Below are 14,832 nucleotides of genomic sequence, written 5' to 3' on the forward strand. Positions count from 1 at the left end.
CCCATCAGCCTCGATAAAACCGGCCCGATTGTGCCGAAAGCAATCGATAAGCGACAAGGCAAGTTCAACAACGAGGTCCGGCGGCAGGCTATCGTCGCAGCCAATGCAATGCATCGGAAGCCAAGACGCTACGCCTTGACGCTCGGTTGCCGGCCCGGCCGCCGGTTCACGCATTTCACCAATCGTGGCGTGGGGGTTACCCGATAAACCGCAGTATAATCCTGTCATCCGATTCCATACTGGCGGTTTGCCTTCGTATAGTTGAGCTGGCCTTTGGTTAAACCTAGACTTGCGCGTAGTCGCATGCTGCCGATTGCAATTGCCAAAAAAGCTTGTGCGATTCATCAATTCGACGGATTCGGGACCATGAATTGCAGGCGCCTCCCTCCTCGTATGGCAAAGTGTCGCGAGCGATCGGCCGATGGGAAATTGGGCGGCGACCGTCGTTCTCGAGCGAACAAGTGTGTGGTCCGGGGCTCGCTTTCCTCGAGCATATCGGGAGCGGAATCTTGAGCCAGAATGCAAACCGCGGGCCCACGGTCTGCTTTCTGCTCGGCCTTCCACGGTCCGGAACGACGATGTTGGCGCATTTGCTCCAACAGCATCCGGAAATTACAGCTCCACCAGAGCCCTGGCTCATGCTGGCTCTTGAGGCGTTTGGCAGGGTGGACCATCGTCACCCGGCCGGAACATCTCTGATCGAAACGGCAACCTCCGAGTTCTTGGGCCGGATCGATCGCGCTGCGGTCAGCCGTGCCTTTGCGGATGCGGCGTACGGTGCGTATCTGTCCTCGGCGGGCAAGCGCATCATCGTAGACAAGACACCACGCTACTGGATGGTGCTCGACTATTTGGAGTCTCTTTATCCTGAAGCGCCGCATATTCTACTGATGCGCAATCCCTACGCCATTGCCGCATCCCTGAAGTCGACCTGGGGAATCCCTCTTCAGGCGGAAAGCTCCCGTTCGGTCAGCGTGTCCTCGCTTGCTGATCTCATGCTCCGTCTGCCTGACAGCATTGCCTCTCCGCTTGCTGACCTGGTTCTCGGCTTGCCCAAGCTCGCTGCGCACCGCGATCGCCGGCAGACGATGGTGGTGCAGTACGAACGCCTGGCGGCGTGTCCAGAGGAGGAAATTCAGCGTCTCATCGCTGGCCTTGGCTGTGATCCAAAATACACTGCAGCTGCGTCGACGGCTCAGGCCGATTATCTCCGCTCCAGCAGCTTTGGAGATCGGAAAATCCTCCAAAGAAGGACCGTCGATGCGAGGTCTGTCGACGCGTGGCAAGTCCAATTGGGCATCGAAGAGATGCAAACGATAACCGATCTGATCGGCGTCGAGCTGATGATACAGCTCGGATATGGAGAGGAGTTGCGGCACGCACGACAAGCCGGAGTGGTTGATAAAGGGCGCGAGGTCACCGAGCTATATCGTCAGATATTTCGAATGTGGTGGGATCTGCGCGTCAATAGGGAGCGGGCATGGTCGAACATTCCAGCCAACCCCGGTAAGCTGACCCCTGGCATTCGGCAGCCAATCGCGAACTCTTGCTCCACACCAAATGCAGCGCACGATGCGCAGCATCTATCCGGAACCGACCTCGACCAAAATCAGGAGCTGACGAGTTCGATGGCGGCTCAGTTGCGGATGGCGCTCTTGGCCTCGGAAAAGGATCGAGGCGCCCAGCAAGAGGCCATTCGGGATCGCGACGCCATTATCGAGGCGCTGCGGGGCGAGATTGTACGGCTCGAGGAGGGGCGCAGCAATCACGAGCGATGACCCTCAGGATTATGGTCAAAATGTGCTGCCTGCCTTATCGAGCTCGTCGTCTAGCTAGCAAGCGGAAGTAAGTCCACCGACTCGCCTGTCCAGCCGCGCTTCGATTGGATGCTGGCGGACGCCAACGAAGGATGGACAGCGCTATCCGCTGTTTGACCCGGTGGTCGCCGATGCGCTATGGCAGGCGCCGATCGCTGCAACGCCTATCGGGCCGCTAGCGCAAGGCAAGGCGGTACTGAACGAACTAGAGATCCCGCATCGTAGAAGACACATGCTGCCGAAACATCTGCGCCGTCTCGAAGCTGAATCGATCGAAATCATGCGTGACGTGGTCGCCGAGTTCAAAAAGCCGGTCATGCTTTACTCGATCGGAAAAGACTCGAGCGTGATGCTGCACATTGCGATCAAGGCCTTCTATCCAGCAAAGCTGCCCTTTCCCCTGCTTCACGTCGACACGACCTGGAAGTTCCGCGAGATGATCAGCTTTCGGGATGCGACAGCCAAGCGCCTCGGCCTCGACCTGATCGTCCATGTGAACGAGGAGGGCATCAAGCGCGGGATCAATCCGATCGACTCCGGCTCCGCGCTTCATACCCAGGTGATGAAGACCGACGCCCTGAAGCAGGCGCTCGACCTCCACGAATTCGATGCCGCCTTTGGCGGCGCCCGGCGTGATGAGGAAAAGAGCCGTGCAAAAGAACGGATACTCTCCTTCCGTTCGGCCGGGCACGTGTGGGACCCCCGCAATCAGCGGCCGGAGCTCTGGAACCTGTTCAACACTCGGATTCGCCTGGGCGAAACCATGCGCGTTTTTGCGATGTCAAACTGGACTGAGCTCGACGTGTGGGAATACATCATGTGGGAGAAGATTCCGGTCGTCCCGCTCTACTTCGCAAAGCAAAGACCGATCGTGCGTCGAAATGGCGCGACGATCATGATCGACGACAAGCGATTGCCGCTTCTGTCTGGCGAGACGCCGCAAATGCGGATGATCCGTTTCCGCACGCTGGGCTGCTATCCGTTGAGCGGGGCTATTGAATCCGACGCGACGACGATCGAAGACATCGTCTCAGAGATGCAGACCGCGACGGTGTCGGAGCGCCAGGGTCGCCTGATTGATGCCGATGAAGCCGCTTCGATGGAGAAGAAGAAGCGGGAAGGCTACTTTTGATGCTTGCCAAAGCGATAACGCAGTCTGTCCAGGCCAAGCCAAAGGATCAGCTGCGATTCATCACGTGCGGTTCGGTGGATGACGGGAAGTCGACGCTGATCGGCCGCCTGCTGCACGACAGCAAGATGATCTACAATGATCAGATGACGGCGTTGAAACGGGACAGCACCAAGCACGGCACTACCGGCCGTGACATCGATTTCGCGCTGCTCGTCGACGGGCTTGAAGCGGAGCGAGAGCAAGGCATCACCATCGATGTGGCCTATCGTTTCTTCGCGACGGAACGGCGCTCGTTCATGGTGGCCGACACGCCCGGCCACGAGCAGTACACTCGCAACATGGCAACGGGCGCCTCGAATGCCCAGCTCGCTATCATCCTGATCGATGCCCGCAAGGGTGTGCTGGTCCAAACCAAGCGCCACTCGTTCATCTGTTCGCTCCTTGGTATCCGCCATCTCGTCCTGGCGGTGAACAAGATCGACCTCGTCCACTACAGCAAAGAGACCTTTGATCGGATCGTCGCCGACTATGTGGCCTTTGCCAGCGATCTTGGCTTCGAATCGATCGTTTCGATCCCGATCTCTGCCAGGCACGGCGACAATGTCGTCAATCGCTCCGGCAACACTCACTGGTACGATGGTCCCTGCCTGATCGCCCAGTTGGAAAGTATTGATATCCAGTCCGACAGCTCCGGGCAGGCCTTCCGCTTTCCGGTGCAGTGGGTGAACCGGCCGGACCTGGATTTCCGCGGTTACGCCGGGTCCGTGGTTTCGGGAAGCATCTCGGTGGGGGACGACATCGTCGTCGCAGCGTCTGGACGGACCACGCGCGTCAGGCGGATTGTGACGCAGGGCGGCGATCTGTCCTGCGCCGAGGCTGGCGATGCAATCACGATTACCGTTGAAGACGAAATCGATATCGGCCGTGGCGATCTTTTGGCACGTCCGACCGAACGGCCGGAGCTCGCCGACCAATTCGCCGCTCATCTGATCTGGATGGATGAGGACCAGCTCGTGGTCGGGCGCAATTACATTCTGCGCATTGGATCGCAGACCACAGCCGCGAGCATCACTGCGATCAATCATCGGATCGACGTCAATACACGGGAGCATCTGGCAACCGGGACGCTTGGCCTTAACGAGATCGGTTTTTGCAACATTTCAACCGCCCGGCCTGCGGCGTTCGATCCTTACGAGGTCAACCGCAGGACAGGATCATTTATCGTCATCGACCGTTATACCAACCGTACGGTCGCGGCCGGGATGATCGCACGTCCACTGCGGCGGGCTACCAACGTCGCATGGCAACCCGTTGCAGTGGGACGGAAGGAGCGGGCCGATCTCAAGAACCAGAAGCCTTGCATCATTTGGTTCACCGGCCTGTCCGGCGCGGGAAAATCGACGATTGCCAACATCGTCGATCAAAAGCTGTTTGCAATGTCCCGGCATGCCATGCTGCTGGATGGGGACAACCTGCGGCACGGATTAAACGCGGACCTCGGCTTTTCCGAGGTCGACCGCACGGAAAACATCCGGCGTGCCGGGGAAGTTGCCAAGTTGATGGCGGACAGCGGCCTGATCGTAATTTGTTCGTTCATCTCGCCCCACAGGGCCCAACGAGACATGGTGCGCAGCTTGGTCAGCAAGGAGGAGTTTGTCGAGGTCTTTGTCGATACGCCGATCGAAGAATGCGCGCGGCGCGATCCCAAAGGTCTCTATTCAAAGGCGAGGTCCGGTAGAATCAGGAACTTCACCGGCATCGATGCGTCCTACGAAGCACCGATAAGACCCGAAATTCATCTCAGGACCATGGAGCAGACACCTGAGCAAATGGCCCAAACCGTGATCGATGTCTTGATGGCCCGCGCAATTCTTGGCGGTTAGTGTTCATCGAACCCGTCACCCTCGCATCGCACCATCGATGGCAGGAGATGACCCCTCACTAACCTGGTGTCCCGGCCACCGCGACTCGGGTTAAGCACAGGCATCAAACGAACTCATTCTCTAAAGGAACAAAATGGTCGCGTCCACACGTCGATTGCCCGCTTCTGGTTATGTGCTCGAAATTGACGGTCAATTGAAAACCGAATTCGCGACCAGGGAGGGGGCCTTCGCAGGAGCCCAGGAGCTCAAGAAGCGCCGTCCCATGCTCCAGGTCAGAATCTACGACGCCAGGACAAAGGCCAGAGAGGAAGTCCGACTTCCAGTAGCTTGAGTTTTTCGCTTGACGCCGTTTTCCTCGCGTCCAGCTAGGTCCCCATCGAGCCTCTCGTAACCGAGCTGCCGGCGTCTCGACCATCCAGCTTCGATCTCTCGCGCGCGATGAAGGGGGCAACTCGTTCCTCCGGGTCTAGCCGCATCCGCCGAGCCCCAATTGTTTCCCAGTGCATTGACCTGGAAGCAGAAGCAGTCTGTCCCGGCTCCCGGCGCTATGCCTGCCCTCGGGGCGCGGTCTTGAGTTTTGGACGGGCTTCAAAGGGCTGTCTGCGGGGCTGGCTGTTAACATGTCTGCACGAGGCGGGCCGGCAGGGGACAATGAGAAGGCCGCAGGGAGAGGCTCGCGGCGCCAGTCGTGGTCCCCCATGTTCATTCCGGACCGCTCACCTCCTCAATGAGCCTGCAGCTCGATGGGTTCGGTTCTTGCGGGAAGACCCGCCCCAAGGCGCATCCTAAAGAGCAAAAGAGCAAGGCTATCGCCGGTGCGGTTTCCGGCAATTCAAAACTCTGTTTCGTGCTTAAGCGACGCTGGCCTCGAGCCGGACCTTGAGGATGTGGCAGGCCGGATCGAGAGTGTGCTCGACATTTGGCAGGTCTAACAGAAGAGCGAAGGCGAGCAGAACGGCTCGAACGGAGCTATCCGTCGAGCTCGAATGCCTCATGACTGAGGGCAGGCTCGTCGAGGCGTAAGCCGTGAGCTGCTCCGCGACCGAGCGGTTGAGCATTCGAGCTCCACTGCGGCTCACGTCGGCTGCGTTCTGGATCAGCCGTCAACTACGGTGGGCGGACCGCGGTGATCATCGACTGCCGGGACGATCCTAACGTTAGACCATGAAAACGCTGAGCTAGCTTGCTGCCGATCACTTCGCTCAGCCACTCGAGCTGGCTTATCGCTCCCAGTGAAGGTGCACGTCAGAAAAAATTCACACGAGAAGATTTCGGAAGAGGGTTGAAACGCACCTAACGTCAAGTTGTACGATCTGAAAATGGACGGCAAAGGTCGTCAACGTCCCGAATTCTCCAACGAGTGACGGTATGCGAATGTCTCAAGTCTCAGGCTCACGCAGGATCAGGCTCATCAACAACGGCGCGCATCATGTCCGTCACGCGCGGATTGATATCCGCACGCTATGGCCCGACGCGCACGTTCGTTCCGAACCTCAACCTTCGCCTGAGTGCAGGGGGTGGGCGTAAGCGGATCGGCGCCTAGCTAACAATGCGGCGGCGCTCAAATCCTTGCGTGCGTGATGTGATGGGCCGCTAGGCGAAGCTTGCCTGCGCCTATGGTGTTTCTCCGCAGCAGCAGATGAATCGAGGAAGCCTGCGCCCAAGGGGGCGAGGTCGCGTCATCGCGCTTCGGATCCACGACGAACACGGTTTTAAGGGGAATAGTGTGACTAGACAACGATCTTTGCTGACGCCTGGTCCATTGTCGCTGTCGCTGGCGGTCAGGAGCCAGATGCAGCTCGATCTCGCATCGCGGGATTGTGAGTTCAAGGAAGTGACCGCCCGCATGAGGCGGCTGATGCTCAATCTGCTGGGAGGTGCCGAGGACTATTCGGTGGTCCCCATTCAGGGGGGCGGCTCCTTTGCAATGGAAGCCGCTCTGTCCTCATTCGTGTCCAAGGACGACAAGCCACTCGTTTGCATAAACGGCATCTATGGCGAGCGCATTTTCAAGATGCTGCGGCTGTGGGACATCGAGGCGCTGAAACTTGTCAAGCGAGCTACCGAGCCCCTGGACCCCCAGGAAGTTGCCGAGCAGCTGAGCCGAAATCCCGGCGTTACTCACCTATGTCTTGTGCATTGCGAGACGACGACCGGAATCGTCAATCCGCTGGACGCGATCATAGACGAGGCGAGGCGGCGTGGCGTCAAGACGATCGTCGACGGCATGAGCTCCTTTGGCGCGATTGACATCGACCTAAGCCGTGGCGGACCGGACGTCCTGGTGACGTCGAGCAATAAGTGCATCGAAGGGCCGCCGGGAGTAGCTTTTGTCATCGCATCTGCCGAGCTGCTGGAAAGAGCGGTTCAAGAACCAAGGTCATTTGTGCTCGACGTGAGAGATCAATGGCTCTCGCTCGAGCGTACCGGTGAGTGGCGGTCGACCCCGCCCACCCACATCGTTCAGGCAACAACGAAGGCCTTGGAGATTCTGGAGGGGGAAGGCATTGATGCCAGGCGCCGCAGGTATGAGAAGGTCAGAGACGCTCTCGTCCAAGAACTCGAAGGGGTAGTGTCTCCGCTGCTGTCCGCCGACTTGCAGTCGCCGGTCTGCGTCGCGTTCAACGCGCCATCCGGAATCGTGGATCAAGCAGGATTCGATGGGCTGTACCGTCACTTGGCGGCCCACAACCTTTACGTCTACTCGAAGCTGCATCTTGCAACGCGGAGTTTTCGGGTCGGCTGCATTGGCGACATCCAGCCCAGTTGGATCGAGCAGTTGGGGTGCGCCTTTCGTACATATTTTCGGTCCGGTCCGGCTCCATCCACGGGGACGGTGTCAGCCCGGCAGGCCTGCGAGCGCGGCGTCGAGATGTCTTTGCCCTTCACAAGGACCTCGCAGCCCCCATTCTCTGCCGAAACTGCTGTTCTGCACGCGGGCTATCGACGCGATCCGGTGACGAAAGCCGTCGCGGTGCCGATCTATCAGAACACGGCTTATGAACTCGATGGCGATCTGAATCACATTGCGGACGTCTACAACGTCAAGGCCGATGGATTCACCTACACGAGGATCATCAACCCGACGACCCGCGCATTGGAAAGAAGGTATGCCGCGGTCGACCGGGGGAGCGACTCGCTCGCCGTCGCGTCAGGTCAAGCGGCAACCTTCCTTGCCATCGTCAACCTGTCAAGCGGCGAGGTGGGGGACAATATCGTCGCCTCACCGTATCTCTATGGCAATACGTGGAATCTGCTCCACAACACGCTAAAGCGTCTTGGTATCAGCGTCAGGACGGCAGACCCGCGAAGGCCCGAGACCTTCGAACGTGCCATCGATGATCGCACGATCTGCCTGTTCGGAGAGGTGATTTCAAACCCTTGTCTGATTCCGCTTCCGGTCAAACAGCTTGCTGAGATCGGCCGAAAGTACGGCGTTCCGTTGGTCGTGGATAATACGACGACCCCGCTGGTATGTCGGCCGTCAGATCTCGGTGCTGCGATCACGACCTACTCTGCTACGAAATACATATGCGGCCATGGCACGACGCTGGGCGGTCTGATCGTTGACAACGGCAAGTTCAGCTACCGGGGAGCCTCGCGCTTTCCCTTGTTCAACAGCCCTGACGAGGCCCATGGCGGGATCATCTGGCGCAACGCGCTGCAAGATGTCGACGACCTCGGAAAAAGCGAGGTTCTCCTGAAGGCTCGCATGACCTGGTTGCGCGATACCGGCGCGGCCATTGCCCCCTTTGCGAGCTTTCAGCTGATCCAAGGCCTTGAAACGCTGCCCCTTCGCATGAAGCAGCACAGCGCAAACGCCAGGATCGTGGCCGACGTTCTGAAGGCGCATCCAAAAGTGCGCCGTGTTTTCTACCCGGGGCTGTTCGAAGGAGCCGATCAGGAAACCGTCGACCAGACACTCAATCCCGCATACGGACACGGCGCGATGATCATGTTCGAGGTAGAGGACGAACAGGCCGGGCGCAAGTTCATCCAGAATGTCGACCTGATGTATCACGTTTCGAACGTAGGGGATGCCCGTACGCTCGTGACGCATCCTGTTTCGACCACCCACACCACTGTTCCACGGGAGAAGCGCGAAGCCGCCGGCATATTTGGCGGCTCGATCCGACTTTGCGTCGGCATCGAAGATGTCGACGACATCGTGCGCGATCTGGACAGGGCGCTTTCCGCAATCTGACAACTTGTAAGGCGATCAGGAAGAGGTTCTCATGAATCAGGCAGACGCTTGGAAACTGAGGTCGTCACGTTATGAGGCTGTTCAGTTCAGCCGGGAGATCAATAAGCAACTGTCCGAACTGAGGCCGGACAATGTAACGGGAGCTGCCTATATCGCCAAGGATTACGCTGTAATCGCCGCTTGCACGCTCGCGACGGTCTGCGTCTCTTGGTGGCTGTACCCGCTCGCCGTTCTTCTGATCGGCGCCTACCAGCGCGGCCTGACGACGATCGCTCATGATGCGGCTCACCGTACGCTCGCGAAGAACACGACCTGGAACTACGTCCTCGGCATTCTGTTCGCGGCCTATCCCCTGTTCCAGCGCCACTGGGCCTACCGGATCTCACATGTCTATCTGCATCATCCGTATCTCGGCGACCCGGAGAAGGATCCCGACCTGAAGTTCTTCATGGCCAATGGTGTCTACGACGTCCAGCCTCCTGAGCGGTACGCCTTCAATATCATCTGGAAGCCGATATTTGGTGGCGCGACATTGGCCTATCTGAAGTATCTCTGGACCAATCGGTTTTCGATCACAGATGCCGAGGACCAGAGCCGGTCAAGCATACTTGTCGACAAGTATGGCTTTTACCTCTTCTGGATCGGCATCTTGGCCGGATCATATGCTCTTGGGCTGCTCCACATCGTGATCCTGTTTTGGATCGTCCCCTATCTCACAACGTTTCAGGTTCTTGGGTGGTTTGTCGAGCTCGCCGAGCACTCGCCGATGTGCGAGACCGAAACGAAGAACGTCTATCTGACCAGGAATCGGAAAGGGAATTTCCTTGAGCGGGCCATCCTTGGACAAAACCTGGACGAGTATCACCTCGAGCATCACCTGTCGCCGGGTATTCCATTCTGGCTTTTGCACAAGGCCCAGAAGATCCGGATGCAGGATCCGGGTTACGCAAAGGTTGCCGCGAGCTGGGGAGGGCTCTTCGTCAAGGGGCCGCAAGGTCAACCCAGTGTCATAACTCAGTTGAAGGAGCGAAATCGACGCTTGTATGAGCAGTCGCTTGCCCATGCGAAGGGGCAAGTGGCGTGACATTGCAACGGTCAGACAAAGCCCGTGCAGTGGTCGGCGTCACCTCGAACCGTCTTTTGGTCGATGGTGTGCATCGCGACTGGCTGCGGCGCAAATACCTCAAGGCTCTGCTTGATCATGCGGGCGTGGCGTGCGTCATATTGCCGACGATCGATGCGGAGGATACGAGGCTAGAGGTCGGCCTGGCGATCATGGGTGCGCTCGACGGCCTGGTGTTGACAGGAGATGAATCGAATATTGACCCTTTCGTCTTGAAAGCGCCTGCATCCCTTCCACCACCTGATCAGCAAGACGTTGATGGCGGAATCCGTGACCGCCCGCGGGACAGGCTCTCTGCAGTAGCCATCGGGAGCGCCATTGCGCTCGGAATGCCGATCCTGGGTATCTGCCGGGGGCTTCAGGAGCTTAACGTCTATTTCGGCGGCACTCTTCATTCTTCGCTCACCGAGTGGAGGCTGGGAAGTGGCCAGATGCATGCCGAGAAACCAGATCGTCCAAGAGACCGTCAGTACGATGCCGCGCACAGCGTGAGGATATCTCCTGAGGGTGCGCTCTTTCCGATCGCGCGCGCCAACGAAGCGCAAGTGAACTCCCTGCATAATCAAGGCATAGAGCTGCTCGCCGCCGCGCTGAGGCGCGAGGCATGGGCGCCTGACGGACTGGTCGAAGCGGCTTCGGTCATTGGCGCGCCGACGCTGCAAATCGGTGTGCAATGGCACCCCGAATGGCATGCCTCAACCGATCTCCTGAGCCAGCGACTGTTCACGGCTTTTGGAGAGGCGTGTGTTGCGTACTGCCAAACAAAGAAACACTAGAGGCGGATTGTGACGTTTCAAACCAAGCGCGGTCCGCCCAGGTCGAAGGACGATTCTCTCGGAACTGATGCACAAGCCTGCTTCGGGGAGGGGGCCGCGCCGCGCCGCCGGCGGGGGACGGGCGGACGATTGACCAGACGCTTCGCTCTGGGAGTTCTCTTTGTGGCGCTCTATGTCGTCCTGAGCGCGGCGGGCGAAGTTTATGCGGCATCGTATTTTCAGCAGGCAGATGCGTTCGTCGCTCTCCTCGTGTCATTTGCCGCGGTGTGTCTGACATTCAATCTGCTGGCAGGTCACGAGAGAAGAACGGCACCAGTTGCGAAGTCGGCGCTGTTGGTTTTTGTGTCGCTCAATGTCGTGACCGCAATCAGTTGGATCGGGTTGTTTATCGGCCTGAAATACGCCGAACCTGCGATCGTGGTCGCGTTCATGGTGGCGTTAGGACCCGCTGCGACGGTGTGGTTAAACGCGCTAATCAGGCGGCAGGGCGTCCCTCCAGCATCCGATATCGTCGTGAGCGTTACGATCGCGATAATTGGAAGTTACATGATTTGGATCTCGGCAACCGGCAACGCTGGCGTGGAGTGGGGAGCTCGATCGGCCTTCGGCATCGTCCTGGCAATCGTGGCCGGCCTATCGCTCGCCCTTACAAATATACTCGTCAAGCTGCTATTCGACCGCGGATTTTCAGGTCGACAGGTGTTGGCGCATCGCTTTTACGGGACGATCCTCTTGCTGCTGGCACTGGTGGACCATTCCTCCATCGTGCTCGAGATCTCACAGCATTGGCTTGCGATCGCAACGATTGGGCTATCCACGATCATCGTTCCATTGCTCTTGTTCCAGGAGGGCATTCGGCGCGTCGAGCCCTTCACGGTCAACATGGTCCTGTCCACTGCTCCTGTCATCACGTTTCTGTTCCAGTACTTCGATTCTCGTATCGTGCCTTCGCCACATACGTTCGTTGGAAATGTTCTCATTACGGCTGTCGCCGTCGGCAACGTCTATTTGCAATACCGGAGATCCACATGAACGGACGAAATTGTGTAATTGTCGACGCATATTCGACCGGCCGATTCTTGCCGGAAGAGTTCAAGCGGTATGGAATTTCAACAGTGCATGTGATGTCGGCTGCACAGATTCCGTCCATCTTCCAATCGCATTTCAACGCGGATCTGTATGATGAAGTCATTCGACCGCCCGAGCGCATGGGGTACGAGGAGGTCGTTGAATATCACCTTCAGGCTCTCCAAGGCAGGGAGCTGGAGTTCGTCATAGCGGGGTGCGAGACCGGAGTTGAGCTGGCCGATTCGATCTCGGAGCGGCTGGGCTTGCCTTCAAATGGCACCGCCCTCTCAGCCGCCCGGCGCGACAAATCGCGCCTGTCCGAGGCATTGGCCTCAGCAGGCGTGCGATCGATCAGACAAGTCGTGTCCGACAATTCTGGAGAGATCGCACGCTGGAAGCGTCAAGAGTGCTTCGATGAGATCGTGATCAAGCCGCTGAACAGCACAGGCACCGAAGACGTGTTCTTTTGCTCGACAGATGCGGATATTCAGCGCGCTGTAACCGCGATCGTCGGGAAGACGAACCGTGTCGGAACGCTCAATCAATTGGCGCTTGGACAGGAGAAAATAAAGGGCCAGCAATATACCGTAAATGCCGTCTCGATCTCTGGTGAGACCTTCGTCACGGAGGCCTGGACCTATGACACTGTTCCTATTGAGGGCGCGTCGTCGGTCTGCTCACTCGAGCGGTTGCTGGGTGGTAAGGAGCCAATCGTCCTTGAACTGTCCGACTACCTTGTGCGTGCGTTGCGGGCGCTCCGAATCGTGGACGGACCTGCTCATGCCGAGATCATCGTCGATGATCGGGGACCGGTTTTGGTCGACTTGGGAGCAAGGCTGCAAGGAACCATGTCGGCAAAAGCTCGGACGATGGCTTTGGGCCATAACCATTTGACGCTTACGGCGTGGCGCTACGCCGATCCCAAAGGCTTTGCCGAGTACATGAGGCGACGCGGGGTCTACAAGCGGCAGGCTCATGCACTGTGCGTCTCGCTGATTTCCGACATCGGCGGTGTTGTTGCCGGCTATCCCGGACTTGATACGATACGCAAGCTGCCGAGCTTCGCGGATGCCATTGCATTCGTTCCGATAGGGCAAAACCTGGTTCCGACGATCGACCTGGCCTCGACGCCAGGCATTGTGTATCTCGTGAACAACGACCTGATACAGCTTGAGGATGACTATCGCCAACTGCGTGCGATGCGGATGGACCAGGTGTTCGATTTGGTGGCGCAGGAAGCGAACCAATGACCGACACGCGCGACAGTTGCACGAATTCGGCCGCCGCGGCGATGATCGGTGTGAGCGACTTCGACGGCATCCTTCGAGGCAAACACGTCCTGGGTGAAGATCTTTCCGTGGGGGATAAAGTCATCAAGTTCTCCGAAGCAGTGCTTGCGTGGGATTGTTCGGACCGGGTCATTCCGGCGAGCTTCACGCAAGAGTCGCGATCAGTATTCGGGGACGCCGATCTGCGCATTCTGTCAGGCACCGGCCGTTCGGTGTCTTATGCTGGCGATCAATATCTCTATCTCGCCGAGTTTACGGGCGCACATGAGAGCGTCTGTCCGCGGGGTATTCTGCGTAAAGTCCTACGAAGGGTTGCCGACCGCGGCTACAGCTGCACTGTCGGGTTCGAGTTTGAGTTCATGTTGTTCAAGGAGAACGCCGACACAATTGAAGACAAGCCGTTCGGCCAATGGGCTCCTTTGACGCGGGGCCCATTCGGCTACTCGATTGCGCGGTCTGTTGCGCACCGGGAACTGTTCGGTGAGATCCTGGCGCTTTGTGAGAAGTCCAGAATACCTCTCAGCGGGCTGCACCTTGAAACGGGACCAGGCGTGATTGAAGCGTCACTTCGTCATTGTGATGCCCTGGAAGCCGCCGATCGCGCAATCATATTCAAGTCGATGATAAAGGCCTGGGCGCAGACGCGAGGCATGACGGCTACATTCATGGCCAAGGTTTCCGAAAAATGGCCGGGACAGTCCGGCCATATTCACGTCTCGATGTCCTCAGATGGTCAGAATGTATTTTACGATAGTGAGGCTTCTCGCAACGTCTCGAAGCTCATGAGGCACTTCATCGGCGGACAATTGAAATACATGAACGAGTTCTGTGTGCTCGCTGTGCCGAATTTCAATAGCTACAAGAGATTGGTACCTGGTTGTTGGGCGCCAATCTGTCCAAGCTGGGGAGTCGACAACCGCTCCTGCGCGGTACGCGTCATTCGGGGAGACCCGTCTGCACATCGCCTCGAATACAGGCTGCCCGGCGCAGACCTGAACCCATATCTAGCCCTCGCATGTGCCATCGGTTCCGGCATATTGGGTGTCGAGACAAATGCGGCGCTCCCGGCTCCGATCGTCGGGGATGCAAGCGCGGAGACCTGCCTTCCATCCGGGAGGCTGCCTCAAAGCCTGGCAGAGGCAACATATCGGTTTGCACAGTCCCCGGCAGCCAATGATGTCTTCGGTGAAAGGTTTGTTGAAGTGTTTTCTTGCTCCCGCCGTTGGGAATGGGAAGCCGTTCAACATCGGGTCACCGACTTTGAACGCCGGCGGTATTTCGAGATCATTTAGCCAGCTTGAGCTCCACAGACCGGCACCTTCCACGCATCAACTGATCGGCCCGTTTCAATAAGTCATTCATGCTCTCATTAAGCAGCAGGCGGAGGAGCGCTCCAATTGGTGGTTGCTCCTGCTCCTTGGGGGAAGGGCTCCTGGGTCTTGCGGCCGATGAAGGTGTTCGGCGCTGGCACTTTAAGTAACTCCGCAGCCCGCGAGATCAGCTCACAAACGCGCCCTGTTACGTAATCTCGGAAAGCCTC

9 protein-coding genes are annotated in these 14,832 nt (G+C 58.2%); all 9 read left to right on the top strand.

All coding sequences use genetic code 11. The annotated features are described in order from the left end of the window. Positions 1-509: 509 nt before the first annotated feature. Positions 510-1,778 carry a sulfotransferase gene (locus tag XH93_RS11845; protein WP_194473637.1) on the top strand — a complete coding sequence of 423 codons (1,269 nt, stop codon included), beginning with the start codon at positions 510-512 and terminating at the stop codon, positions 1,776-1,778. Between the two features lie 271 nt (positions 1,779-2,049). Then, entirely contained in the window at positions 2,050-2,949 is a 900-nt protein-coding gene (gene cysD, locus XH93_RS11850) for a sulfate adenylyltransferase subunit CysD (protein WP_194475115.1), read from the top strand. Then, positions 2,949-4,832 carry a sulfate adenylyltransferase subunit CysN gene (gene cysN, locus XH93_RS11855; protein WP_194473638.1) on the top strand — a complete coding sequence of 628 codons (1,884 nt, stop codon included), beginning with the start codon at positions 2,949-2,951 and terminating at the stop codon, positions 4,830-4,832. The genes cysD and cysN overlap by 1 nt, the downstream gene beginning before the upstream one ends. Positions 4,833-6,624: 1,792 nt before the next feature. Then, complete coding sequence (locus XH93_RS41880; protein WP_246799591.1) at positions 6,625-9,036, top strand: 2-aminoethylphosphonate--pyruvate transaminase; 2,412 nt, start codon at positions 6,625-6,627, stop codon at positions 9,034-9,036. Between the two features lie 31 nt (positions 9,037-9,067). After that, positions 9,068-10,120: a dhydrorhizobitoxine desaturase gene (rtxC, locus tag XH93_RS11870; RefSeq protein WP_194473639.1), complete on the top strand. Its 1,053-nt coding sequence runs from the start codon at positions 9,068-9,070 to the stop codon at positions 10,118-10,120. Continuing rightward, positions 10,117-10,935, top strand: coding sequence for a gamma-glutamyl-gamma-aminobutyrate hydrolase family protein (locus tag XH93_RS11875; RefSeq protein ID WP_194473640.1), 819 nt, complete (start codon positions 10,117-10,119; stop codon positions 10,933-10,935). Before rtxC ends, XH93_RS11875 begins: the two co-directional genes overlap by 4 nt. Before the next feature lie 162 nt (positions 10,936-11,097). Continuing rightward, on the top strand, positions 11,098-11,967 hold the full coding sequence (locus tag XH93_RS11880; protein WP_246799592.1) for a DMT family transporter: 870 nt from the start codon (positions 11,098-11,100) through the stop codon (positions 11,965-11,967). Then, positions 11,964-13,253: an ATP-grasp domain-containing protein gene (locus tag XH93_RS11885; RefSeq protein WP_194473641.1), complete on the top strand. Its 1,290-nt coding sequence runs from the start codon at positions 11,964-11,966 to the stop codon at positions 13,251-13,253. Before XH93_RS11880 ends, XH93_RS11885 begins: the two co-directional genes overlap by 4 nt. Next, on the top strand, positions 13,250-14,584 hold the full coding sequence (locus XH93_RS11890; protein ID WP_194473642.1) for a glutamine synthetase family protein: 1,335 nt from the start codon (positions 13,250-13,252) through the stop codon (positions 14,582-14,584). The genes XH93_RS11885 and XH93_RS11890 overlap by 4 nt, the downstream gene beginning before the upstream one ends. The last annotated feature ends 248 nt before the right edge of the window (positions 14,585-14,832 follow it).

The sequence above is a fragment of the Bradyrhizobium sp. CCBAU 51753 genome (assembly GCF_015291565.1).
Lineage (GTDB): Bacteria > Pseudomonadota > Alphaproteobacteria > Rhizobiales > Xanthobacteraceae > Bradyrhizobium > Bradyrhizobium ivorense.